The organism is Arthrobacter sp. PL16 (genome assembly GCF_035985055.1).
Lineage (GTDB): Bacteria > Actinomycetota > Actinomycetes > Actinomycetales > Micrococcaceae > Arthrobacter_D > Arthrobacter_D cheniae.
The window spans coordinates 704073-726742 of the sequence record NZ_JAXCIC010000002.1 but is presented as its reverse complement, the minus strand read 5'-3'; the positions used below and the strand labels follow the sequence as shown (position 1 = coordinate 726742).

The window sequence follows — 22670 nt, the reverse complement described above, 5'->3', positions numbered from 1 at the left end:
AAGATGGTGGGAGCACCAGGAGCATCGCACCATTCAGCGAAAAACCGTGGGGCCCTCGGCCCCCTCCCAGATCTGTGTAATCTGGAATCCGGTATCGCGAAGCTCACCGGCCAGCCACTTGGCGGAGCGGGTCAGATGGTGTTTGCGCTCGGCCACCCCGGCAACGGACGGAATGCTCACCCACTGAGCGAGTCGCTCCAGGAGCAGGGGCGTGTGTGCGTCGATGTAGTTCCGAACGTCCTCGACAGCTTCCATCGGTGCTCCCGTCGATTCGCTCAGGTGGGTCTTCGCCGGATCCGGCATGCGGGGTTCGGGTCGTTGGGTGCGTGGCGTTCACGGCGTCCAGAATCACCGCGCTGACGCTGTGGGCGTTTCTTATTGTTCGGCGTTGCCTGCGGGAGCCGGTGCAGATTTCGTCAGCCTACCTGCCGAACAAGGTCATCGGAAGAACACATTTGAATGCATTCGGGGCGGCCCTTCCGACCTTCGAGCATTCCATTCCAGCAGCAGGAGCGCGAGCAGAAAGCTACTGCTTATCTCGATCGTCAGGCCTTCTCACGCACCGGCCTGAGCGGCCGAGGAGGGCGAGCAATACCTGGCCGAGGTCGGGAGGAGGGCCGTGTAGGCCGAGGACGGCGTCCGTCAGGGAGGACTCGAGTGATTCGTACCGATTCCGGAATTGGAAGGATGCGCATTGTCTTGAACCCGACGTGATTAAGATAGGGCACCTACTGAACAGAATCGTCAGTAGGTGCCCTGTTGTTGCGGGGACAGGATTTGAACCTGTGACCTCTGGGTTATGAGCCCAGCGAGCTACCGAACTGCTCCACCCCGCGGCGCATGGTCGACACTACGGGCCGCACGGTGAATACACCAATCAGAGGCACCCTGGGACATGGAGCCTCGCGTTTCCCGCTCCGCTGACCGAGCACGATCAGCGCTCATCTCACTCGCAAGGAGCAAGTGACTTCTCCCCCGCTGAATGGCCGAGTCAGCAGTGAAGGGGCACCCTTGGTCAGGGGTCAGGCGGGCTGTGGCACGCGTTCGAAGGAGTTGACCGGCTTGGTAAGCCCATAGTGTTCGCGCAGTGTGCGTCCCGTATATTCGGTCCGGAACAGCCCGCGGTTCTGGAGGATGGGGACCACCTGATCCACAAAGATGTCCAGTCCGGACGGTAATACCGGCGGCATGATATTAAATCCGTCAGCTGCCCCGACTTCGAACCAGCTCTGAATCGCATCTGCAACCTGCTCGGGAGTGCCGGAGATGGTGCGGTGCCCTCTCCCTCCCCCGAGCCGACCAATGAGCTGGCGAACGGTGAGCCGTTCACTACGGGCAAGGTTCACGATCAGGGTGTACCGGCTTTTGGAACCCTCGATCTGGTCCTCCGGGGGCAGGTCGGCCGGCAACTCGCGATCCAGTTCCAGCGATTCGGGTGTAACCCGAAGAACTCCGGCGAGCTGCCTGCGGGCGTGCTCAGGCAGAATCAGCCCATCGAGCTCCTGTTCGAGCCGCCGCGCTTCGGCTTCTGTGGGTCCGATGACGGGAACGATGCCTGGCAGGATCTTGATCGAGTCCGGATTTCGGCCTGCCGCCGTCGTCCGCTGTTTGAGGTCGGCGTAGAAGTCCTGCGCGTCGGAAAGGGTCTGGTGCGCTGTGAATACCGCCTCCGCGTACCGGGCTGCGAAGGCCTTTCCGTTCTCGGATGACCCGGCCTGGACGATGACGGGGCGTCCCTGGACGGATCTCGGTACATCCAGGGCGCCCTCGACCTGGAAGTACCGGCCCTCATGGTTGACCGGGTGAACGCGGTTGCTGTCAGCCCATACTCCTGTGGCCTTATCTGCGATCACTGCCTCGTCTTCCCAGCTGTCCCAGAGTCTCCTGGCCACATCCAGGAACTCCGCCGCCCGTTCGTACCGCTCCGAATGCGCAGGCTGCCCGGCCAGGGAGAAGTTCCTGGCGGCGGCGTCTCCCGCCGTGGTGACGACGTTCCACCCTGTCCTGCCGCCGCTGATGTGGTCCACCGAGGCTAAGCGACGCGTCAGGTTGTACGGCTCGTTGTACGTGGTGGACGCGGTGGCGATCAGTCCGATCCGCTCCGTGACGGCGGCGATGGCCGCGAGCAGCACCGTGGGTTCGAGGCTTCCGTAGGGACGCTGCGCCACGTTTCCGTGCAACACCGGCGAATCGGCGAAGAAGATCGAATCCAGCTTCCCACGCTCGGCCGTCCGCGCCAGGCGCTGGAAATGTGCCACGTCCGTACCGGCAGAACTGTTGCTCTGCGGCAGGCGCCACGATGCCTCGTGATGGCCGGTACTCATGAGGAAGGCGTTGAGGTGTAGCTGCCGTGGTCCGCTGCCACACGCGCTCACTGTCGGGCTCCCGCGCCGGCGGCCGCTGTATCCGGGACAGCTACGGTCTCGGAGTAAGTGGAAGAGTCGCCCTTGATGGACGTGCTGCTGCGGCCGTCCACGCCCCGGGGGATATCGCCGGCGATGGTTACGCGGTTCAGCGTGCGGGGCTGGCCATCGTAGTTGTCCGGCGCATAGTGCTGAGTGATGCGGTTGTCGAAGAGCACCAGCTGGTTCGGCTCCCAGTTCACCCGAACCACGTTCTCCGGGCGGGTCACGTAAGCCTGCAGGAGGCGCAGAATGTCCTTGGACTCGGTGTTGGACAGTCCGACGATCCGCAGGCGCTGGGCGAAACCGCCGATGAACAAACCACGTTCTCCGGTGAGGGGATGCACCCGAACCACGGGGTGGGCCGTTTCGAAGTGGATGCGGGTGAACTCCTTGCGGCGTTCCTCGGCGTTGGCGTGTTCCAGGTTCTTGGGCACCGAGTAGTCATAGTCGTTGGTGTGGGTAGCCCACAGAGTGTCGGCGAAGTTCCGCAGCTCCTCCGGCAGATCCTGGTAGGCACCGGTGGAGGAAGCGATGAGCGTCTCCCCGCCGTAGGCCGGGAGCGTGATGCTGCGGAGCGTGGAAGCCTGGGGCGGGTTGACCACGAACGTGACGTCCGTGTGCCAGTTATTGGCACTGCCGTTTTCGCTGTCCACCGGGAGCACCGCGGGCTTGCCGTGCACGGACGCCACCGTCGGGTGGGCGTTGGTGAGCGGACCGAAGCGGCCGGCAAAGCGAACCTGCGCGTCGTCGTCGAGCACGTTTGCCTCCCGGAAGACGAGGGCTTTGTGGACGTTCAGGGCTTCCCGGAGCTGTGCGATGGTGTCGTCGCTGAGATCCGCGCTGAGGTCGAGACCGCGGATTTCTGCTCCAATGCGGGATCCCAGCTTCGTGAACTTGAGCCTGGTTTCAATGGCGATGGTCATGGTTCGTTTCCTTTGCAGTTCATCGGTCGGTTCGGTTCGGTTCGGTTGAAAGGGTGTGAAGGTGCCTAGTCGGTCCCGGAGCCGACGGCGGTGCGCCAGCGGGAGAAGTGCCGTTCCAGCGACACCAGCAGCAAGTTCACCAGCAGGCCCAGCACGGAGACTGTCAGGATGCCGGCGTACATGTCCGGGATGAGGAAGCTCATCTGCGAATTCACGATCAGGTAGCCCAGCCCGGCCTTGGCGCCCACCATCTCGGCCGCGATCAGCACCAGGATGGACGATGTTCCGGCCATCCTGATTCCCGTGAAGATGGTGGGGACTGCCGACGGCAGGATCACCTTCTGGAAGAGCCGGAAGCTGTTCAGCCCCAGGGACTTTGCGGCCCGAATCAGCAGGGGGTCCACGGTCCGGACACCGGCAATGGTGTTGAGCAGGACCGGGAAGAATGCGGCGTAGGCCACGATGGTGATCTTGGATTCCTCGCCGATGCCCAGCAACAGGGTGAACACCGGGAGCAGCGCCAACGTTGCTGTGTTGCGGAAGAGCTCGAGCAGTGGGTTCAGGAAGGAATTCAACCAGCCGTACCAGGCGATCAGGAGTCCCAGTACGACGGCGGACACCACCGCGATCCCGAATCCGGACACAGAGCGGGTCAGGCTGGCCTGCAGATGGCTCTGTAACTGGCCGGATTCAACCAGGTTGGCGCCTGCCGCCAGCACGTCGTGGAGCGGGGGGAGGAAGACCCGGGTAGACGGGCTCGCCAGGTATTGCGGGCCGAATTCCCAGAGGGCAAAGAACAGGACGACGGCCAGGGATTTCCAGCCCGCACGGCCGCCGTATCCGGCGAGGGCGGACAGCCGACCGGTCTTTCGCCGGATTTCCTGGCTGGACGGTCCGACGGCGGAGGCGGCCTCGGGCAGTCGGGTTAGCACAGCTGTCATGAGGCGGCGCTCCTTTCGAGAGGTTGTTCATCGGGGGCGGTGCCATCCGGGAGGATTTTCCGGTGCCCGGAGTCCTGGGCTAGGCGAACCTCTTCGCGCAGGAGGGACCAGACCTGGTGCCGGTGTTCCACAAAGGCGGGATGCGAGCGGATGTCCGCGTCGCCGTGGCGGTCGGGGATGTTGATGTCGATGATTTTCTTGAGCTTGCCCGGGCGGGCACTCAGCACTGCCACGCGCTGGCCGAGGTAGACCGCTTCATCGATCCCGTGGGTGATGAACACGATTGTCTTTCCCGTGGCTTTCCAGATCCTCAGGAGCTCGTCCTGGAGCTGTTCGCGTGTCTGTGCATCCAATGCGGCGAAGGGCTCGTCCATCAACAGAACGTCCGGCTCGTAGGCGAGGCTTCTGGCGATGGCTACCCGCTGTTTCATACCGCCGGAGAGCTCGTGCGGGTACCGGTCCTCGAATCCAGCGAGGCCGACCAGATCGAGGAACTCGCTGGCCTTCGCCGCCCGTTCCTTCCTGGCCAGGCCCGCGTTTTCCAGGCCGATGGAAACATTGGCTGAGGCCGTACGCCAGGGGAACAGCGCGTACTGCTGGAAAACGACGGCGCGGTCGTGGCCGGGCCCTGTCACTTCCCGGCCGTCCACGAGAACCTGTCCCGAGGTTGGGCGGGAAAGCCCGGCCAGCAGGTCCAACAGGGTGGTCTTGCCTGAGCCGCTGGGACCTACCAGGGTGAGGAATTCGCCGGTGGCCACGTCCAGGGTGAGGTCATGAAGGGCTGTGAGGACGGACGGTGCAGCCTGGCGCCGGATACTCCTGCCGGCACCTTTGCCCTGACGGACCGTAAATTCCTTGGTGACGTTCCGGAGGCTGATCTTGGGTGTCATTTCTGCCCTCTCGAGCTCGATGCCGACGCGGATGTTTCCAGCAGGTTGAACTCGTTGGTGTAGAGCTTGTTGGTGTCCAGGTCACCGTCGATGATTCCCGCGGACTTCAGGTAATCGGCCCAGCGGGTGAAGTCCTGGTCCTGGATCCGGCCCCCCGGCGATGCCACACCCACGCTCTTCCAATACTTCAGTGCCTCCGTGCTCTCGTTACGGTCCCGCTTGGCAATGATTTCCTCGAACATGGCGATTACCTGCTCCCGCGGTGTGGTGCGTTCCCACTCGATCGCCTTGGCGACTCCAGTGACCACGGTGCGGCTGGTTTTCGGATTTTTCTCGAGGAAGTCCTTCCGCAGGACGTACTGGCCGGCGTCGAACGGCCCACCGATCACGCCGATGTCGGTGAAAAGGGCACTGATTCCTCCTTCGGCCAGCGCCCGGTCCTGAAGCACCCCGCCCAAAGTCCCAACGTCCACCTGTTTTTTGCGGAGGGCGACTTCCGTTTCGTTCGGCGGGACCACCACGAGCTGGACCTGCTTGATTTCCTCAGGCGTCAAACCACCGTTCTTCAGGTGCGTGGTGATGACCGCTTCGTGGTGGGCGCCCAGAGTGTTCACGGCGATCTTCCTACCGATCAGGTCCCGCGCGGTCTTGATGGTGTTCCCCTCCTCCACGTAGTACCCCGTGAAGGTGTCCTCGTCCTCGCCGTAGTAGTTGATGACGGCCTGAACGGGAGCGCCCGCCTCGATCAGCTTGATCACGGCACCGGTGAACGCCCCCCCCCGATGTCCGTCTGGTCCGTGGCCACGGACTGGATGCTCTGCGGCCCGCTCGTGGTGTTACTCACCCACTCGAGCTTCACGTCCTCCAGATATCCAAGCTCCTCGGCCACTTCCAAGAGGGCAACGGTATTCGGCGAACCCTGGTAGCGAACGGTTTTCACTTCAGCGCTGGCATCGATCCCGGCCGACCGCGCCGTTGCAGCACCCCCACAACCGGACAGCACCAGTGAGACTGCCATGGCAGCTGCCACGCCTGCGGCGGGGATAGTTCGTGCGGGCAGGAATCGATCTTTCATGATGGTGGATCTTTCTGCAGATCAGGCCTGGATCCGGGCCGGCTGGCTCGTGGAACCCACTAGAGCAGAGAACGATCACCGGCAGAAGACACCTGAAACAGCGCGAAACCACACGCAATGCCGGGACATCCTGGGCAACAGGAGACCCCGCTGCGTCGTCAGCGGACGCGGTGGCGCACCTGGCTACACAGCGCGAAATCTCGGGTAACCCGGCGTAAGGCATACAGGCAACGCGTCGTCATCACCGTTCACAGTGCGACGCAGAGGGCACGGCTGCACAACAGTCCCTGGAGATCCCTCGCCGTGCTCATTCGAGCTGTCGAAGCTCGTGGTGTCACATTGTCGAGCCGCCGCCGTTGGCCGCTCGACCTCCGCGCGGAGCTATTCGCATCGCTACCGCAACCATGTGACCGTCGCCGGTCCGCGCCACTCGAACACCTGTGCCCTGAAGGCCTGCTCCATACGGGCTAGGGTCCCGGGCCCCCGCTAAGCCGCTCTGGTGGCAGGGGGTTCCGTGCCTGGGTCTAAGACAGGGGCGGAAGCGCTGATTTCCTGGGTCTAAGAAAGCGGCGGAAGCGCTGATTTCCTGGGTCTAAGAAAGCGGCGGAAGCGCTGATTTGAGGGATTCAGCCGCGGAGCACGGGTCATTGGCTTCTGTGATGGCTCGTACGACGACGACTCGGCGGGCTCCTGCTTCGATGACGTGGCCGATGGTGGCGTGATCTATTCCGCCGATGGCAAACCAGGCACGCTGAGAGCCGGTTTCGGTCGTGCGTGCTGCTGCGTAATCCACTAGTTCGAGCCCCGCGGCAGCACGTCCGGGCTTTGTGGGGGTGGCCCAGACAGGACCGGCGCAGAAGTAGTCCAGTTCGTCGATGGCCATGGCAGCGTCGACGTGGGCCGGAGTGTGGGTGGAGAGACCGATCACTGGATGGGGGCCCATCAGGTGCCGCGCGGCAGGTAGGGATACATCGTCCTGCCCCACATGTAAGACGTGCGCGCCACTGAGAAGGGCGATATCGGCCCTGTCATTGGCCGAGAATAGTTTGCCGTGCCGTTGCGCAGCTGCGCTGAGAACATCCAAGCAGGCAAGTTCCTCGGCTGCCTCGATGTTCTTGTCACGGAGTTGGATGATGTCCACGCCTCCTCTGTATGCGGCGTCGACGAAATCGGCGAAGTCGCCTTTTCCTTTCCGCGAATCAGTGCACAGATACAGCTGCGCACTGGCAAGTCTCTGCCTGTACAGGGCTGCCGTATTGCTCGTGGACGACGCTCCACCATCCGACGGATTCGACAGGAAGGGAGCCATACCCGCATTGGAAGCCATGCGCCTTAGACTAATGGCTCCACGGGAGCCCGAGTTTCGGCAGTAGCACCACGCTGACCTCATCAGGGCTGAGAGGGCGTCCGACGCCGACCGTATGAACCTGAACCGGTTGATCCCGGCGTAGGAAGGACCCCTGTGACTCTGAAGAACCCGGACCGCACCTGCCATACCGTCGTCGTCGGTGCGGGCATCGTCGGATTGGCCATCGGCTGGGAGGCCAGCCGCCGCGGCCACCGGGTCACCCTGGTAGATCCCGCGCCCGCTTCCGGAGCGACCCATGCTGCAGCCGGGATGCTGGCCCCCGTCAGTGAGCTTCATTACCAGGAGGAATCCCTACTGGACCTGACCCTGCCCTCAGCCCGGATCTACCAAGAATTCACCAAAGAGTTGGAAACTGCTTCCGGTGTCGGAACCGGTTACCAGCGGACACCGACACTGATCGTGGCCATAGACGCAGCGGACCGGCGGGCCCTGACCGACCTGTGCTCCGTGCAGGTGGGCCTTGGGCTCGAGGTCGAGGAACTCACGACCGGCCGGGCGCGGCGTTTGGAGCCGCTGCTGGGTCCGCAACTGACCGGCGCATGCCTGGTTCCCGGGGATCATCAGGTGGATCCCCGGGCACTGGCTGCAGCCCTTCAAGCAGCATTGGCAAAGAACCCATCGGTGCGCTCGGTGCCGGTTCCAGTTTCCGCGGTCATCCACGGCGATGCTGCTGACTCCACTGCTGTAACCGGTGTGCTGCTGGAGGACGGAGAGCGGATCAACGCGGATGAGGTCATCCTGGCCAACGGAATCGGCACGAAGGACATCGCCGGCCTACCGGCGGGGCTACGGCTACCCTTGCGCCCGGTGTACGGGGACATCCTCCGAATGCGCGTTCCCGAACATCTCAGACCGCTCGTAACCTCGACGGTCCGCGGACTGGTCCGCGGCTCACCTGTCTATGTGGTGCCTCGGCAGGACGGGACGGTGGTGATCGGCGCCACTCAACGCGAAAACGGGTCCGCCGGTCTCTCTGCCGGCGGTGTGTATGAGCTGTTACGGGATGCGCAGGTGCTGATCCCCGCCGTCGCGGAGCTGGAACTGCTGGAAGCCCTCTGCCGGCCCCGACCCGGGACCCCAGACAATGCACCTCTGCTCGGCCGGTGCACGAACCCGGACGGTTCCGACGTGCGCGGGCTTGTTATCGCCACCGGCTTCTTCCGACACGGAGTACTACTGGCACCGATTACTGCTCACCTCTGCGCTGACCTGATCACCCGGAAAACACCGCAGACCGACATCAAGCGATTTCGGCCCGGCCGGTTCAGCTCTTCAGTGCACGTGCCTGAAAACTCTCGGCACAGGGCTTCGCGCCACAACAGTTCCCCTGCAACGGTAAGGACCACCACATGAGCTACACACTGAATGGGCGGGCCCGGGACACTGTGCCGGTTTCCACCCTCAAGCATCTGGTCGCCGAAATCACCGGGCGGGAACTGAGCGATACCGGGCAGCCCCTGGATGAGCGGCGACTGGGGGTAGCGGTCGCGGTCAACGCCGAGGTCGTACCCCGTCACCGGTGGGCCGGAGTAACCATCAACGACGGTGACGACATCGAAGTTCTGACCGCCGTCCAGGGAGGATGAGACGATGCCTGACAACGACGCGTTAGAGATCGACGGGGTTGCCTTTACCTCGCGGCTGATCATGGGGACCGGCGGAGCGCCGAGCCTGGAAGGTCTGGGGGCGGCACTGGCCGCATCGGAGACGGAACTGACAACCGTGGCGCTACGGCGCTACACCGCGGAGGCCGGCAGTTCGCTCTTCGAACTACTCGATGAGCAAGGGATCCGGATCCTCCCGAACACCGCGGGGTGTTTCACTGCCCGTGAGGCGGTCATGACCGCTGAGATGGCGCGGGAGGCACTGGCAACGGACTGGGTAAAACTGGAAGTCATCGCCGACGAACAGACCCTGCTACCGGATGCGCTGGAACTTGTCGAGGCTACCGAAACGCTCGTAAGGAAAGGCTTCAAGGTCTTCGCCTACACCAACGACGATCCCGTTCTTGCCCGACGGCTGGAACAAATCGGAGCAGCAGCCGTGATGCCATTGGGATCGCCCATCGGAACGGGACTAGGCATCCTCAACCCCCACAACATAGAACTCATCGCCTCGAGGGCAACAGTTCCGGTAGTCCTCGATGCAGGGATCGGTACCGCATCCGACGCCGCCCTCGCCATGGAACTGGGCTGCGATGCGGTTCTGCTCGCCACAGCAGTAACCAGAGCACAAGACCCAACAAGAATGGCGACAGCCTTCAAGCACGCCGTCATCGCCGGCAGGCTCGCTTCGCAAGCCGGCCGGATACCCCGACGGACCCACGCACAAGCCTCCTCCCCCATCAGGGACCGCCCCGACGTCTGACATCGCGTGATTCGCCATCGGAAGTGCAGGTTCGAGACCGCCTTGTCCTGACCGAGGAACAGGTCGATCACGTCGCAACGACGTGCTTCGAGTCCATCGCAGATGAATGCGCGGAAGATGGGTGCGGTTGCATGTCGAGAACCGACCAGCCGGCTCCGACCTCTTCATGTACGCACCACGGAACCCCAACCAAGGAGTCGAAGATGAAATACATGATCATGATGTTCGGATCAGCCGAAGGCATGACGCAAACCGCGGACCCGGCATGGATTCAGGAGATGATCGGGTTCATGATCCAGATCGATAAGGACCTGACAGAATCCGGCGAGTTGGTCTTCAACGCCGGCCTGGCTGACGGCAGCACCGCGAAAACCGTCAGAAAGACCGACCACGGCGTGATCGCCACCGACGGTCCCTACGCGGAGTCCAAGGAATCCCTCATCGGGTACTGGGTGGTGGATGTAGCAAGCGAGGAAAGGGCACTCGAAATTTGCTCCAGCATCGTCAAGTATTCCGGCACGGTGGAGTTGAGGGTTGTTCAGGACGGGCCCCCGGATGTCTGACGACCGATAGGGCGGCCACCCCGTGACACGGGAAAGCCCGCCACTGGAGGACCTGCTGCGCAAGCTCGCGCCGCAGGTCCTTGGCGTGCTCACCCGCCGCAACGGCCAGTTCGACGCCTGCGAGGACGCCGTCCAGGAAGCACTGCTGGAAGCATCCCTCCAATGGGCGCAGGGTTGCCTTCCGGATAATCCGTTTCACTGGCTGATGACCGTTGCCCAACGGCGCCTGGTGGACCAGTGGCGAAGCGAAAGCGCCCGGCGCCGTCGAGAGGGAACCTTCACCCTGCAGTTCTCCACCCGGCAGCCTGAGGGAGGCGCGCCCGACTCCTGCGCAGGCGACGACGTGGTGACACCGGATGCCGATGACACCCTGATGCTCCTGTATCTATGCTGTCATCCCGCCCTTTCACCGCCCTCACAACTTGCCCTGACGCTGAGGGCCGTGGGAGGCCTGACCTGCGCCCAGATCGCCAGCGCCTTTATGGTTCCCGAGGCAACCATGGCCCAGCGGATCAGCCGGGCAAAGGGCAGCATCACACGAGCAGGCGCCCGCTTCGAAGTCCCCACGCCCGCCGAAACAATGGCGAGGACCGCCGTCGTACAGCAGGTTCTCTACCTCATCTTCAACGAAGGGTACGCCGCAAGCTCAGGACGATCCCTGCAACGGACAGACCTCACCGGTGAAGCCATCCGGCTTACCCGGCTGCTGCTGGGCGTAACTCCGGCGACGAACGTGGCCCGGGCAGAGACATGTGGCCTGCTTGCCCTTATGCTGCTGACCGATGCCAGGCGATCCGCCCGCACCTTGGCCGACGGCGCCCTCGTCCCGCTCTCTGAGCAGGACCGGAGTCTCTGGGATGCCGGCCAGATTCGCGAAGGGGTCCTCCTCCTGACAAGTACCTTGGGCAAGGTTCCGATTGGCCCGTACCAGGTGCAGGCGGCTATCGCGGCCATCCACGACGAAGCCTCGAGGGTGGAGGATACGGACTGGCCCCAGATCCTGGCCCTCTACGAAGTACTGGAGCAGGTGGCACCGAGCCCGATCGTGACACTGAACCGTGCCGTCGCCGTCGCCATGGTCAAGGGACCCCTCGCGGGATTGGCAGTGCTGGGTACGGTCGAGAAAGACCCGCAGCTCGCCCGCAGCCACCGCCCCCTCGCAGTCCGGGCGCACCTGCTCGAACTCTCCGGGCACGTGGCGGCCGCCCGCGAGGCCTACCTCGTGGCAGCGGCCGCCACGGCGAGTCTTCCGGAGCGCCGCTATCTCGCTGGGCGGGCCGCGCGGCTGACCCAGCAGCCCCACCGACCTCAGGACCACAGCGAGGGTTGAGTCTGATCACTAGTACGCCCGGCGACTCGAGCGTCGGTCCGACCGTCCGACCACCCTCACGACACAACCAAAAGCGAGTCCGCGCAGCACCGCACCCGTAACCTCGCTCTCCCGCGCCCGCATCATGGGGGTGCGGCAAGGAGCATGGCAGTAAGGAGCCCGGCGGTCGACGAACCGGTCATGACCTACCCGATATGCCACCTCCCTTCGGATTTCAACTGCGCAGCCGCTCAGGGCCGTCGTCGTCAGGGGCGGGGTGGGGCCCGGAACTGAGTACGGGGGCCACCGTGCGTAGGAGCTTTGGTGGTCCCGAAGCTGAGGCACCTGGATGAGTCCGTCCGTTTCTGCCCCTAGAGAGAGGGCTCCGGTTCGGGCTCGACAGGGAGGGCTGAAGCATGGTGCATCCAGGGCGACGCTAAGGCCCGCCGATGAATGAAGTATTCGCCCACCGCCACGCTGATGACCCATGATGCTCCGATGAGAAGCGCGCGGGTCAGCTCGTCCACCGGACCGATGAGGAGAACCCATGGGATCGTCACGACGACGACGGTTCCCTGGGCGATGCCGATGGCGTAGGCGCGGGTCATCCATTCGCTGTGCCGAACGTAATCATGACGGCGGACGGCGAGGAATCCCAGGACGAGGCTCACGACCATGGCTGACCCGAAGATCAGCCGAAGGACCAGCAGGAGCGGCCCGTCATGGGGTGGGAGGTCATAGAAGAGCGCCATCCACAGACCCGACAGGGCAGCCAGCAAACCGGTGGGAACGAGGATGCGACCGGCCCTCCGGTGCCAGCTGGTCCTGCCCCTCTTACCCCGGCGCAGTGAGGGAACGAACTGGAACGATCCGAGCAGCAGGTAGACGGTGACCGTGGGGATGTGTAGCAGCACAGGAATCGGAGAGTCGAAGAAGCGTGCGTTCTCTGGTGTGATCGCGCCTCCCGCCAGTTGGGTCAGGCGCACGGACCCGGCGAGAACGGGAACGAGGCTGAGGAAGATCAGGCTGACGGGTACGAGCCACCGTACCCAGTGCATCCGATCTGGTTTCGGAGGTGGGCCCGGATTCGGAGTGGTTGCGGGGTGCAGCGGTGCGATGACGGGTTTTCTGGTGGATTTCACCGGATGTCCTTTGTCGGATAGGCCGGCGAGGAGATTGTCAGCTCCTGCGAAGTGTCCATCAGATGGCACTACTCAAGGCTTTGGCAGGCGGATCGAGGGGGCCCTGATCCAGCCGGAAGGGTGGGTAGTCGTCGCGCATCAGCGCCGTGTAGGTGATCGTTCGGTAGGCCCACCGATTGATGCCCATGATCAGGTTGAAGAGCCCCAGGCGGTAGACGCCGGTGAACAGCAGGATCACCGCGGTGATGAACACCAGCAAGCCCAGCAGCGACATCCCATTGGTGCCTCCATCAGCTGAGGATGCCCATACGCTGCCGGTCAGTGCCGCGACGATGAGCACATGGGGCAGGGCAAGGAGCCAGGACTTGATCAGGACCTTCCAGTGGGAAAGTTTCTCGGGATAGTCCACCTCGAAGGTGGCCGGGTAATCGGCGTGCGCGAGGGTGAACGGCGGGTACTTGTCCGTGCCCAGGACGCCGTTGGCGTAGAACGCGACCCTCCAGTTCCAGCGCATGACGCCTACCGTGAACTGGAAGAGTGACGCCGGGTAGCGGCCCGTGAACAGGATCATCACCCCTGCCGCGACTGTGACGACCACGAACGCAATGCCGAGAAAGGCGAGCACGATGTAGTGGGGAATGGCCAGGATCCACTTGACGAGCCACATCCACCTCGTGAGATTGGGATCCAACTGCCCTTCGAGTCGAGCGGGGTAGATTCCTCCTGCGTTTCCGCTGGGCGCAGAGTGGGCTGGGGGAAGCAGTCCACGGCCCAGGCCTGCGGCTCCGGTGATGATCAGCGCCAGCCCGGCGGCAAGTAGGGCAAGGCCGGCGAGGACTGGGCCGGAGTTGGCAAAGACTCCAAGGGATCCTCCGGCCAGCAGGACTCCAGTGATGAGCACCAGCATGTAGGCCGGACTCATCCTTTCGGGCTGTGGACGGGAAGGTTCAAAAGTGTTGGTCGGGACAGTGCTCATGGTCTTGATCCTGGGTTTCTCGATGATCGAACCGGGGTGGAACCTGATGCCACCCCGGCGCTAGCGGCGGGTGGCGGATGCCATCAGACAGTGATGGCGATTTTTGCTCTGGCGTGGTCCTCGACGAAGTAGCGGATCGCTTCAGGGACTTCGCTCAAGGGGTACGTTCGGTCGATGGCCGGTGTGACCTGACCGGTTTCGATGAGTTCCCGCAGCACGTCCAGGCTCTCCCTGGCCGACTTCGCGGGGACCGTACGCAGGTTCTGGCGGATGAACCGGGACAGGAGCAACGCCTTCACGATGCGTCTCATGGGTCCGAGGAACTGGCCGCCGGTGCCGCTGGAGAGGACGAGTGTCCCTTCAGGGGTGAGTGCCTGCCGAAGCGCGGATAGCGGGTGATTCCCGATCGAGTCGAGAATCAGGTCATAACGAGGTCCGCTCTCCGTGAAGTTCTCCTGCGAATAGTCGATGACATGGTCCGCGCCGAGCGACCGGACCAGCGCGGCATTCCCTGCACTGCACACCCCGGTGACCTCTGCGCCGAGGGCTTTGGCGATCTGGACGGCGAATGTGCCGACGCCACCTGAAGCACCGTTGATCAGGACTTTCTGACCCGGTTGGATGTTGCCGCCGTCTCTTAGTCCCTGGAGGGCGGTTCGGGCGGATAGAGGAACCGTGGCGGCTTGCTCGAAGGTCAGGTTCGCCGGCTTCAGCGCCAACAGATGGCTTGGTACGGCTGCGTATTCGGCGAAACCTCCCGCTTCGACTTCCCCATACACCTCATCGCCCGGGAGGAACTCGGAAACGCCTGTACCTACAGCTTCCACGCGTCCTGCGATGTCCTTGCCCCGCACGATGTTCTTCGGACCGCGTACTCCGAAGGCCAGTCGCGCGATAAGTGGATGACCGCTTGTGTAGACCCAGTCAGCGTGGTTGATCGCGGCCCCATGGATGCGAACCAGTACGTCGCCCTCGTTTACTACCGGATTGTCGACGTCCTGGTAGGTGAGGACGTCAGCGGTCCCGTACCTGTGCTGCACCACGGCTTTCATGGCGGTGGCCGTTCTGACTGGGCTGGTGCTCGAATGCATAGCTTCCGCCTCGATCGATCGATGAACCTAACAGTGTAAGGTAGCGATTTGAAGTTACCATACGGCGTAAGGTAACGTCTAGGGGATCCCGCTGGATGCGGATCTGATGGGCATGTCCGAGCCGAGGAGCGTCGTGGGACCAGCGAAGTCGAAGGCAGCTTCCAGGCAACCTGTAACCAGGGATCGGGCAGTCCAGGTGGCTGTGGGTCTCGCCGATGCCGGTGGCCTGGAATCGCTGAGCATGCGCAAGCTCGCCCAGGAACTTAGGGTCGAGGCGATGTCGCTCTACTATCACGTGAAGAGCAAGGACGACCTCATCGATGGAATGGTCGACGTCGTCTTCAGCGAAATCGTCCTGCCCTCCCCCGGGGACGATTGGAGATCGGCGATGCGGCAGCGTGCGGAATCTGCCCGCGCCGTCCTCGCCCGGCACCCCTGGGCGATCGCCCTGATGCGCTCCACACCAGGGGCTGCGACCTTGAAGCATCTTGACGCCACGATCGGGTGCTTGCGCAGTGCTGGATTCTCCCCGGCCATGGCCGGCCACGCCATGTCCCTTCTCGACAGCTTCGTCGACGGTTTTGCCCTCCAGGAGGCCGCCCTGCCACTGGACCCGGCCGGTGGCATGACTGCCGCAACGGAAGACATCCTGGCGCAGCAACAGATGATGACGGACGCCTTCCCGCACCTGGCGGAAATTGCCGAATCGTACATTCTGCAGCCGAACTACGTCTTCGGGAACGAGTTCCTGTTCGGGCTCCGCATCATCCTCGACGGCATCGAGGCTGCCCAGCCCTCCGAAGAACCGTGAGGAGACCCGGCCGACGTCAGGCATCTGGGACACCCGGCGGCCGTGTGGGGGCTCCTGCGAGGAGCTGCTGTTCTTTCATGATCGGGCCCACGGTGGTTCGGCGACCCTTGATGAGCAGCCAGAAGATGAGCGCGACTTCACCTATGAAGACAAAACGGGCGACGCCGATCGTGAGATCCGGGGCCAGCACAGCTCCGAAACCATCTGCGAGGTAGCCGAGTCCGGCAATCCCGAGCAGAATGCCGAAGATCTTCGCCATGAACCCCGATCGGAAGGCAAGGTAGCCGACCAGGAGCAGATGCACCGCGAAAAGAACGAGTCCGATGTCCCACATCCGGTTGAATGACTCGACCGCGAGCAACATCTGCTCCCCTTTTCCGAGGAGCACCGGTACTTCCAGGAGCTGGACTATCGCCACCAGGAAGACCGCGGAGTATGCAAGCCTGAACCAGGCCGCAGTCATTGAGACTGCCCGGTTCACGGAGGCGAACACCTCGAAGAGTGCAGCTGCCACGATGACATCCAGAATGACCACGATGATCAGGCTGGCGATGCCTGAACGGAAAAGTGTCTCCGAAGCGGCGACGTCGACTGCCGTTCTTGATGGGTCCCCCGCCGTCACAAGGGTCTCCACCGGCCCGAAGACACCGTAGATGGAGAAGACGGTCATCAGCAGGAGCGCGCTTCCCGCGATCAAGCTGGGCCTCCGCAGGGAGCCGGAAGCCGGGTGTGCGGGAACTTGCCGGGCGGATTCGCTGGGTGTCAGGACGGACATGGTGCCTCTACTTCCGTTAAAAGGGGGCGGTCAGACGGTGATGGCTATTTTTCCGCGCACCGTTCCGGATTCGAGATGGCGCATGGCTTTCGGGACGTGCTCCAGCGGGTATGTGCTGTCGATGCTCGGCGTCACGGTGCCGGCTTCCATGAACTCGGCAAGGAGCTTCAGGTCGCTGATGCGCTGTTGAGCGATGATCATGACAAGGCGCTGGCGGATGAAGGGAGAAATAATCGTGGCGCGTACCTGCCGGCCCATGCCTGCCCAATCGCCGGTTCCCTCCCCACCGATGATGACGGCGGCACCGAGGGGTTCGAGCGCGCGGCGAAGCCTGGAGAGGTTGGGGTTTCCTCCGATGTCGAGAATCAGGTCGTAGCGCCGTGCGCCGTCGGCGAAGTCATCGCAGGTGTAATCGACGACGTGATCAGCGCCGAGGGAGACCACGAACTCGAGCTTCCCGGTGCTGCAGACTCCGGTGGTCTCGGCGCCGAACAGCCCCGACAATTGAACGGCGTAGCTGCCGACGCCCCCGGAAGCGCCGATGATCAGCACCTTCTGTCCCTTTTGGATGCGCCCGACATCGCGAAGGGCCTGCAATGCGGTGAGCCCCGACGTAGGAACCACCGCGGCCTGCTCGAATGTCAGGTTCGCGGGTTTGAGGACGAGTCGGTCCTCACGGGCTGTGGCACATTCAGCGAAGGAGCCTTTGCCTGTCCCGAACACCTCATCGCCGACCCGAAAGGATGTCACTTCCGCGCCGACATCGGTGACCGTGCCCGCCAAGTCGGAGCCCACGACAGCGTTGCGTGGACGACGTAATCCTGTTCCCAGGCGGCTCAGGTAGGGCTTGCCCGTCATCAGGTGCTCGGCGCCCCGGTCGAGGCCGGCCGCATGGACCCGGATGAGCACCTCATCGCCTGCAGGCGTCGGTCGCGGAACGGGCTTGATGTGCAGAACCTCCGCGTAACCGTAGTGGTCGCGCAGGACGGCACGCATGGTGGTGCCTTTCGCCCCGCGGTTCTCTACGGGGCCCAGTACCTTATGCTGCCCGTCACGTGTCATGGCTGTTTTCTCTCGCTGATAACCCTCGATGGGACCACGAACGTACTATGTACGGGTAGGGTAACGTACAAAGTACGGAAAAGCTATAGATCCGAGGGCTGGAATGACCGCAGAATCGTTTGGGGCCAGTACACAGGGACGTGTCCGACTCAGCAGGGAAAAAGTGCTCAGCAGCGCTTTGGCCCTGGTGGACGAATCCGGAATCGGATCGCTGACGATTCGCTCGCTCGCTCAGGCCATGGGAGCGAAACCGATGGCGATCTACCATTACGTCGCGAACAAGGATGAGATCCTCGATAGCCTCGTGGACCTGGTCTTCAGCGAAATCGACCTGCCGTCCGACCACGGTGGCTGGCGAGTGGGGATGTATCGGCGGGCGAACTCGGTTCGAGCGGTTTTGCAGCGCCACACCTGGGCTATCGGCCTGCTCGAATCCCGGACCAGTCCGGGACCTGCAACGCTGGATCACCACGAGGCAACCCTGGGCGTCCTGCGCAGGGCAGGCTTCTCAGTGGCCATGACAGCTCACGCCTACGCGCTGCTGGACAGTTACATCTACGGGTTCGCACTTCAGGAGTCCGCTCTTCCGCTCAGTGGCCCAGAGCCCGTCTCTGACATAGCCCAGCCGATGAGGGAGCTGTTCTCGGGCGGCAAGTACCCGTACCTCTACGAGATCGCCACCGAGCGTGTGCTCCAACCTGGCTACAGTTTCGGCGATGAGTTCGAGATCGGGCTCAATGTCATCCTCGACGCTCTCGAGGACTGGATTTCGCACCACTCACGGTGACAACCCTTCCTCGGCTGTCCACGCAGGCTGAAGGAGGTGTGTTCTCTTGTGATCTGTGCATGCTTGTGGTATTCAGGCATGAGGAAGACGGGACAACGCTCCAGTACATTCTGGTAGGCATCGGTGCTCTGGGGAGGGCCATCCGCGCGTCGTCGTGCTCCGAACAGAAGTCAGTGCGAAGCCGGATCCGGACTCGTTCTCATCGCACAGTGAAAGATCATGTATCCCATGAACAAGAAGACGCGTCTTCTCGCCGTACCGGCCCTCGCCATCCGCGCCGTCGCCGTCGCCGTGGCAAGCTCCCCGGCACCGGCCGGTCAGGACCGCACCTACTCCTCAGCCTTAAGCACGCAACAGCAGCCCAGCGCTAGCATGATCCAGCAGTGCACACTGATCGGACCACGGAAAAAAACCTCATGATCAGCTCGCTCAGCGGCCGCCGCAGATACCTGGTGTCTGCGGTGATCGCTCTCCTGCTCCTCACCGGCTGTTCAATCCCAGCCGACCCCGACACCGGCTTTCCGGCTGCACCGACGGCCACACCCTTCTCAGCAACCGGCCCCTCAGCTACACCGGCTGACGTGCCTTCGCCGGCGGTGACATCGCCACCAGCGCCTACCGTGCCAGAGCCGGGCGATGTCGGGGTCGAGGATCCGTCGCATGTGGGAACGCCGTCGCCGACGGGTACGAAGCGGGCCACGAGCGCATTGTGGTTCAACGATGGAATCTGGTGGGGGAACCTGTGGGACACCGACAGCTCTGATTTTCATATCTTCAGATTCGATGCCGCGACGAGCTCGTGGGTCGATACGGGTGTGGCGACGGAGACGCGGGCGAGTACGCATCATGACGTGCTGTGGGATGGGACGACGCTGAACGTGGCCAGTTATCGGTTTGTCGCCGACGGACTGCCGGCTGAAACGGGCTTCCCGACGACGATGCGACGTTACAGCTACAACTGGAGCACGAAGGCCTACACGCTGCTCAGTGCTACCCAGATCAACAACCAGCGCGTTGAGGCCCTGACCATCGACAAGGACTCGACCGGTCGGGTATGGGCGACCTGGCAGCAGGGGAACCAGATCTACCTGAACGTCACCGGCACCGATGGCCGGTACTGGGGGGAGCCGTTCGCGCACCCCTCGCCATTGGGCAATGTGTCCGTGGACGACACATCGGCGGTCATCGCCTTCGCCGGGAACAAGATGGGTGTGATGTGGAGCCGGCAGGTCGGCGATGCCACCGACGGCAGGTACTGGAGCTACCACGTCGATGGAGCATCGAATACCGACTGGACCACGCCGGTGGCGGCGGTCCTGGGGCAGAACAGCGGTGATGACCACATCAACCTGAAGACGCTGAGCTCCTCCGATGGAAGGGTTTTCGCCGCCATCAAGACCTCGTTCACGTTCGCGTCCGAACCGCTGATCCAACTGTTGGCACTGAGCGGTACGACGTGGACGGCGCACACCATCGCGACCGTGGCGGAGTGCCCGAACCGGATGATCGTCATGATCGATGAGAGCACCCAGATGCTGCGCACCTTCGCCACCTATCCGAAGCCCGATGGCACAACCGACGCTGGTGCCTGCACCAGCACGGGAGGCGCGATCTACGAAAAATCCACACCGCTGGACGCCATCGACTTCACCACCACGAAGACACCTCGCATCGTCGACGCCGACCAGTATGCACACAACGTGACGTCGATGAAGCAGAACCTCAACAGTGCGGCGCAACGGACGACCAACAGCGGTCTGCTGGTGCTCGCGGATGTGAACGCCACAAGCCGGTACTGGCACTACTACGAACCCGGCGGGCGGTAGAAGCAGCCGGCAGTCGGTGAGCGCCGTCGTGATGGTGCCCGGTGCGGCACCTCAGCGCCACGTTTTATCGCGCGGTCCGTCCGTAACCCTGACCCAAGGTTTATACAGGGGCGCAGCCTACCCTTGAAGAAGCAAGCATATAATTCGTCTCTGGCGAAGAAGGCGGGGCCTATGCGGGTGCTGATGGTCGAGGATGAACAGATGCTCGGCGAAACGGTGCGACGAGGCCTGTCCAACGAGGGGTTCGTCGTGGAGGTCACCCATGACGGCGTCAGCGGATTGTGGGCTGCGACGGAGAACATCTATGACGTCATCCTCCTGGACGTCATGCTGCCGTTGAAGAACGGCTATGAAGTCTTGAAGGAGATCCGGGAACGGAGTATCTGGACGCCGGTGCTGATGCTGACGGCGAAGGACGGGGAATACGACCAGGCCGATGCCTTCGACCTCGGGGCTGATGACTACCTGACGAAACCGTTCAGTTTCCTGATCCTGGTGGCCCGCATCCGTGCCCTGATTCGCCGCGGCGCCCCCGAACGGCCTGCTGTGCTGTCGCTGGGGTCGCTGGTCCTGGACCCTGCCCGGCGGACTGTCTGCCGGGGTGACCGCGCGATCGTGTTGACCGCCCGTGAATATGGACTGCTGCAATACCTGATGCGGCGCCATGACCAGGTGGTGTCCAAGGCGGAGATCCTGGACAACGTGTGGGATCCGGCCTTCGAGGGCGGCGACAACGTGGTGGAGGTGTACATCGGCTACCTCCGGCGGAAGATCGACATCCCATTCAATCTCCATACCCTGACCACTGTTCGGGGAATGGGTTACGTCCTCACCGCGGACGCAGCTTCACAGCGGACCTAGCTTAGGCAACGGAGTCTGCAGCCGGTCACCGCGATCATGGTCCGGAAGCCCGATTGGGGCGGCCCACGGGAAGACGAGCTCGAACCGGCACTCGCCAGCCGGGCTTTCGGTCGCACTGATGGTCCCGTGATGCGCGGCCATAATGCTTTCCGCGATGGCCAGTCCCAGGCCGCTGCCCCCGCTTCCGCGCGCCCGGCTTTCATCCAGCCGGACGAAGCGGCCGAAAATCCGGAGACGGTCGCCTTCCGGCACGGGGTCGCCGTCGTTGTCGACGGCGAGGACGGCCTCGCCGGGGCGCGTATCGAGGGTGATCCTGATGCGGGAGCGGGCATGCTTGTCCGCGTTGTCCAGCACGTTGCGCAGCACCTGCCCCAGCCGCATCGGGTCACCCGTGATCCGTACGGGCCGGAGGTCCGCCTCAATGGGGTGTGCGCTTGTGGCACGCAGGCGGCGAATCTCATCCTGCACCACGTGGTCCAAGTCGACGTCCGTCAGGTCGATGCGTAGCCCGCCGTCGTCGGATTTGGCCAGTGTCAGCAGGTTTTCGACGAGAAACCGCATCCGGGCTGTTTCACCGGCGAGGACATCCTTCAGCTCATTCCATGTTGCGCCGGTGGAGTCCGCGGAAGCCACCTCAACCGCAGCACTGAGGGTTGCCAGCGGACTCCGCAGCTCGTGGCTGGCATCGGAGACGAACCGCCGCTGTTCCTGTTCGGAGGCCTGGAGCCTGTCCAGCATGCTGTTCATCGTCAAGGCCAGGGCAGTGATTTCATCAGCCGTCGGCGGCACGTCCACCCGTCCGCCCAGCCTGTGAAGGTTGATACCTGATACTTGCCGCCGGATCTGCTGCACCTGGAGTAGGGAACGCCCCACGAGCTCCCACACCAGCAGGCCAACAGCCACGAGCAGCACCGGCATCAAACCCAGCATGAACCAAGCGACGGTTGAGACGGTATCCGCCTGGACCTGGACTGTTGACGCAATCGCCACCGTGTAAGTCTCCCCGTCCACTGGGACCCCCTTGGCGACTATGAGGAAATCGTCACTGTCGCCCAGAGCGGGCAGTCCGGACGCTTTCTGCATCAGGGTCTCTCCCGCTGGTGGCCGCCAGGCAGTAACAGGTTGTGCAGTTTCGGCGGAATCAGAGGAGGCGAAGACAGTTCCGGCAGGCGTCAGGATCTGCACGTATTGTCCGGCATGAGCGGTGTTCATGATGTATTCGGCGGCTTCTTCCACGTCATCATCCGCCATCTGGGCAATCACGTCGTCAGCCTTGCGCCGGGCCGCAGTCTCAGTGGATGCGCTGAGATAGGTCTGCAACAGGATCAGCAGGATGGACCCGGCGACGAGGAGCGCACCTGCCACCACCATCACCGCGCTGGCCGTGGCACGCTTGCGGACGCCCCAGCGTGTCCTGCCGGGACGGAACCGCGCCACAAGGCGGCGGGGACCCGTGCTTTCGGGATCCATGGCTCAAGGATGGTCCGTTCCGGGGCA

24 protein-coding genes, 1 tRNA gene and 1 riboswitch are annotated in these 22670 nt (G+C 63.3%); of the genes, 10 read left to right on the top strand and 15 right to left on the bottom strand.

Translation table 11 applies throughout. From position 1 onward, the window contains the following. Positions 1 to 33 precede the first annotated feature (33 nt). From RCH21_RS07130 to thiE, 9 genes are all read right to left on the bottom strand, one after another. A complete protein-coding gene (locus RCH21_RS07130) occupies positions 34 to 255 on the bottom strand; it encodes a hypothetical protein (RefSeq protein ID WP_326963802.1) in 222 nt (73 codons plus the stop codon). A 507-nt stretch (positions 256 to 762) separates the two neighbouring features. After that, a tRNA-Met gene (locus RCH21_RS07125) sits at positions 763 to 836 on the bottom strand. 186 nt (positions 837 to 1022) lie between these two features. Next, positions 1023 to 2375, bottom strand: coding sequence for an LLM class flavin-dependent oxidoreductase (locus tag RCH21_RS07120; RefSeq protein ID WP_326963758.1), 1353 nt, complete (start codon positions 2373 to 2375; stop codon positions 1023 to 1025). Continuing rightward, complete coding sequence (locus RCH21_RS07115) at positions 2372 to 3328, bottom strand: TauD/TfdA dioxygenase family protein (protein WP_326963757.1); 957 nt, start codon at positions 3326 to 3328, stop codon at positions 2372 to 2374. Before RCH21_RS07115 ends, RCH21_RS07120 begins: the two co-directional genes overlap by 4 nt. Positions 3329 to 3393: 65 nt before the next feature. Further along, complete coding sequence (locus tag RCH21_RS07110; protein WP_326963756.1) at positions 3394 to 4269, bottom strand: ABC transporter permease; 876 nt, start codon at positions 4267 to 4269, stop codon at positions 3394 to 3396. Next, positions 4266 to 5159, bottom strand: coding sequence for an ABC transporter ATP-binding protein (locus RCH21_RS07105; protein WP_326963755.1), 894 nt, complete (start codon positions 5157 to 5159; stop codon positions 4266 to 4268). The genes RCH21_RS07110 and RCH21_RS07105 overlap by 4 nt, the downstream gene beginning before the upstream one ends. Next, entirely contained in the window at positions 5156 to 5917 is a 762-nt protein-coding gene (locus RCH21_RS07100) for an ABC transporter substrate-binding protein (protein WP_326963754.1), read from the bottom strand. The genes RCH21_RS07105 and RCH21_RS07100 overlap by 4 nt, the downstream gene beginning before the upstream one ends. Beyond that, entirely contained in the window at positions 5914 to 6234 is a 321-nt protein-coding gene (locus tag RCH21_RS07095) for a hypothetical protein (RefSeq protein ID WP_326963753.1), read from the bottom strand. Before RCH21_RS07095 ends, RCH21_RS07100 begins: the two co-directional genes overlap by 4 nt. 592 nt (positions 6235 to 6826) lie before the next feature. Next, entirely contained in the window at positions 6827 to 7561 is a 735-nt protein-coding gene (thiE, locus tag RCH21_RS07090; protein ID WP_326963752.1) for a thiamine phosphate synthase, read from the bottom strand. Positions 7562 to 7572: 11 nt separating this feature from the next. Next, a riboswitch (TPP riboswitch) is annotated at positions 7573 to 7705 on the top strand. Between thiE and thiO the strand changes: the two genes are divergently transcribed. The 5 genes from thiO to RCH21_RS07065 all read left to right on the top strand — a co-directional run bounded on the left by thiO (position 7697) and on the right by RCH21_RS07065 (position 11863). Continuing rightward, positions 7697 to 8956 (top strand): glycine oxidase ThiO, encoded by a 1260-nt coding sequence (gene thiO, locus RCH21_RS07085; protein ID WP_326963751.1) that lies wholly within the window; start codon positions 7697 to 7699, stop codon positions 8954 to 8956. Its footprint overlaps the riboswitch before it by 9 nt. Beyond that, positions 8953 to 9189 (top strand): sulfur carrier protein ThiS, encoded by a 237-nt coding sequence (gene thiS, locus RCH21_RS07080; RefSeq protein ID WP_326963750.1) that lies wholly within the window; start codon positions 8953 to 8955, stop codon positions 9187 to 9189. The genes thiO and thiS overlap by 4 nt, the downstream gene beginning before the upstream one ends. Before the next feature lie 4 nt (positions 9190 to 9193). Beyond that, complete coding sequence (locus tag RCH21_RS07075; RefSeq protein ID WP_326963749.1) at positions 9194 to 9970, top strand: thiazole synthase; 777 nt, start codon at positions 9194 to 9196, stop codon at positions 9968 to 9970. Between the two features lie 203 nt (positions 9971 to 10173). Next, entirely contained in the window at positions 10174 to 10533 is a 360-nt protein-coding gene (locus tag RCH21_RS07070) for a YciI family protein (RefSeq protein WP_120147009.1), read from the top strand. Positions 10534 to 10555: 22 nt separating this feature from the next. Beyond that, positions 10556 to 11863: an RNA polymerase sigma factor gene (locus RCH21_RS07065; RefSeq protein WP_326963748.1), complete on the top strand. Its 1308-nt coding sequence runs from the start codon at positions 10556 to 10558 to the stop codon at positions 11861 to 11863. A 350-nt stretch (positions 11864 to 12213) separates the two neighbouring features. On the opposite strand, the gene RCH21_RS07060 is transcribed toward RCH21_RS07065, so the two are convergent. The 3 genes from RCH21_RS07060 to RCH21_RS07050 form a co-directional block, all read right to left on the bottom strand. Continuing rightward, complete coding sequence (locus RCH21_RS07060; RefSeq protein ID WP_326963747.1) at positions 12214 to 12984, bottom strand: DUF2306 domain-containing protein; 771 nt, start codon at positions 12982 to 12984, stop codon at positions 12214 to 12216. A gap of 58 nt (positions 12985 to 13042) precedes the next feature. Then, on the bottom strand, positions 13043 to 13906 hold the full coding sequence (locus RCH21_RS07055; RefSeq protein ID WP_326963746.1) for a DUF4389 domain-containing protein: 864 nt from the start codon (positions 13904 to 13906) through the stop codon (positions 13043 to 13045). A gap of 137 nt (positions 13907 to 14043) precedes the next feature. Continuing rightward, positions 14044 to 15051 (bottom strand): NAD(P)-dependent alcohol dehydrogenase, encoded by a 1008-nt coding sequence (locus tag RCH21_RS07050; RefSeq protein WP_326963745.1) that lies wholly within the window; start codon positions 15049 to 15051, stop codon positions 14044 to 14046. Positions 15052 to 15247: 196 nt separating this feature from the next. On the opposite strand from RCH21_RS07050, the gene RCH21_RS07045 reads away from it, so the two are divergent. Continuing rightward, positions 15248 to 15862, top strand: coding sequence for a TetR/AcrR family transcriptional regulator (locus RCH21_RS07045; protein ID WP_326963744.1), 615 nt, complete (start codon positions 15248 to 15250; stop codon positions 15860 to 15862). A gap of 16 nt (positions 15863 to 15878) precedes the next feature. On the opposite strand, the gene RCH21_RS07040 is transcribed toward RCH21_RS07045, so the two are convergent. Both RCH21_RS07040 and RCH21_RS07035 read right to left on the bottom strand, forming a co-directional pair. Continuing rightward, positions 15879 to 16637 (bottom strand): DUF4386 domain-containing protein, encoded by a 759-nt coding sequence (locus RCH21_RS07040; RefSeq protein WP_326963743.1) that lies wholly within the window; start codon positions 16635 to 16637, stop codon positions 15879 to 15881. A gap of 30 nt (positions 16638 to 16667) precedes the next feature. After that, positions 16668 to 17699, bottom strand: a complete 1032-nt coding sequence (locus tag RCH21_RS07035) for an NAD(P)-dependent alcohol dehydrogenase (protein ID WP_326963742.1) — start codon at positions 17697 to 17699, stop codon at positions 16668 to 16670. 163 nt (positions 17700 to 17862) lie between these two features. Between RCH21_RS07035 and RCH21_RS07030 the strand changes: the two genes are divergently transcribed. The 4 genes from RCH21_RS07030 (at position 17863) to RCH21_RS07015 (ending at position 21173) form a co-directional block, all read left to right on the top strand. Next, the gene (locus RCH21_RS07030; protein WP_326963741.1) at positions 17863 to 18486 is read left to right on the top strand and encodes a TetR/AcrR family transcriptional regulator; all 624 of its coding nucleotides are present in this window, start codon (positions 17863 to 17865) and stop codon (positions 18484 to 18486) included. Positions 18487 to 18714: 228 nt separating this feature from the next. Continuing rightward, on the top strand, positions 18715 to 18906 hold the full coding sequence (locus tag RCH21_RS07025) for a hypothetical protein (protein WP_326963740.1): 192 nt from the start codon (positions 18715 to 18717) through the stop codon (positions 18904 to 18906). Between the two features lie 200 nt (positions 18907 to 19106). After that, positions 19107 to 20312, top strand: coding sequence for a hypothetical protein (locus RCH21_RS07020; RefSeq protein ID WP_326963739.1), 1206 nt, complete (start codon positions 19107 to 19109; stop codon positions 20310 to 20312). 171 nt (positions 20313 to 20483) lie between these two features. Beyond that, positions 20484 to 21173 (top strand): response regulator transcription factor, encoded by a 690-nt coding sequence (locus RCH21_RS07015; protein WP_326963738.1) that lies wholly within the window; start codon positions 20484 to 20486, stop codon positions 21171 to 21173. Here RCH21_RS07015 and RCH21_RS07010 read toward each other — a convergent pair. Beyond that, positions 21159 to 22643 carry a sensor histidine kinase gene (locus tag RCH21_RS07010; RefSeq protein ID WP_326963737.1) on the bottom strand — a complete coding sequence of 495 codons (1485 nt, stop codon included), beginning with the start codon at positions 22641 to 22643 and terminating at the stop codon, positions 21159 to 21161. The two genes, RCH21_RS07015 and RCH21_RS07010, sit on opposite strands and share 15 nt — an antisense overlap. Positions 22644 to 22670 lie beyond the last annotated feature (27 nt).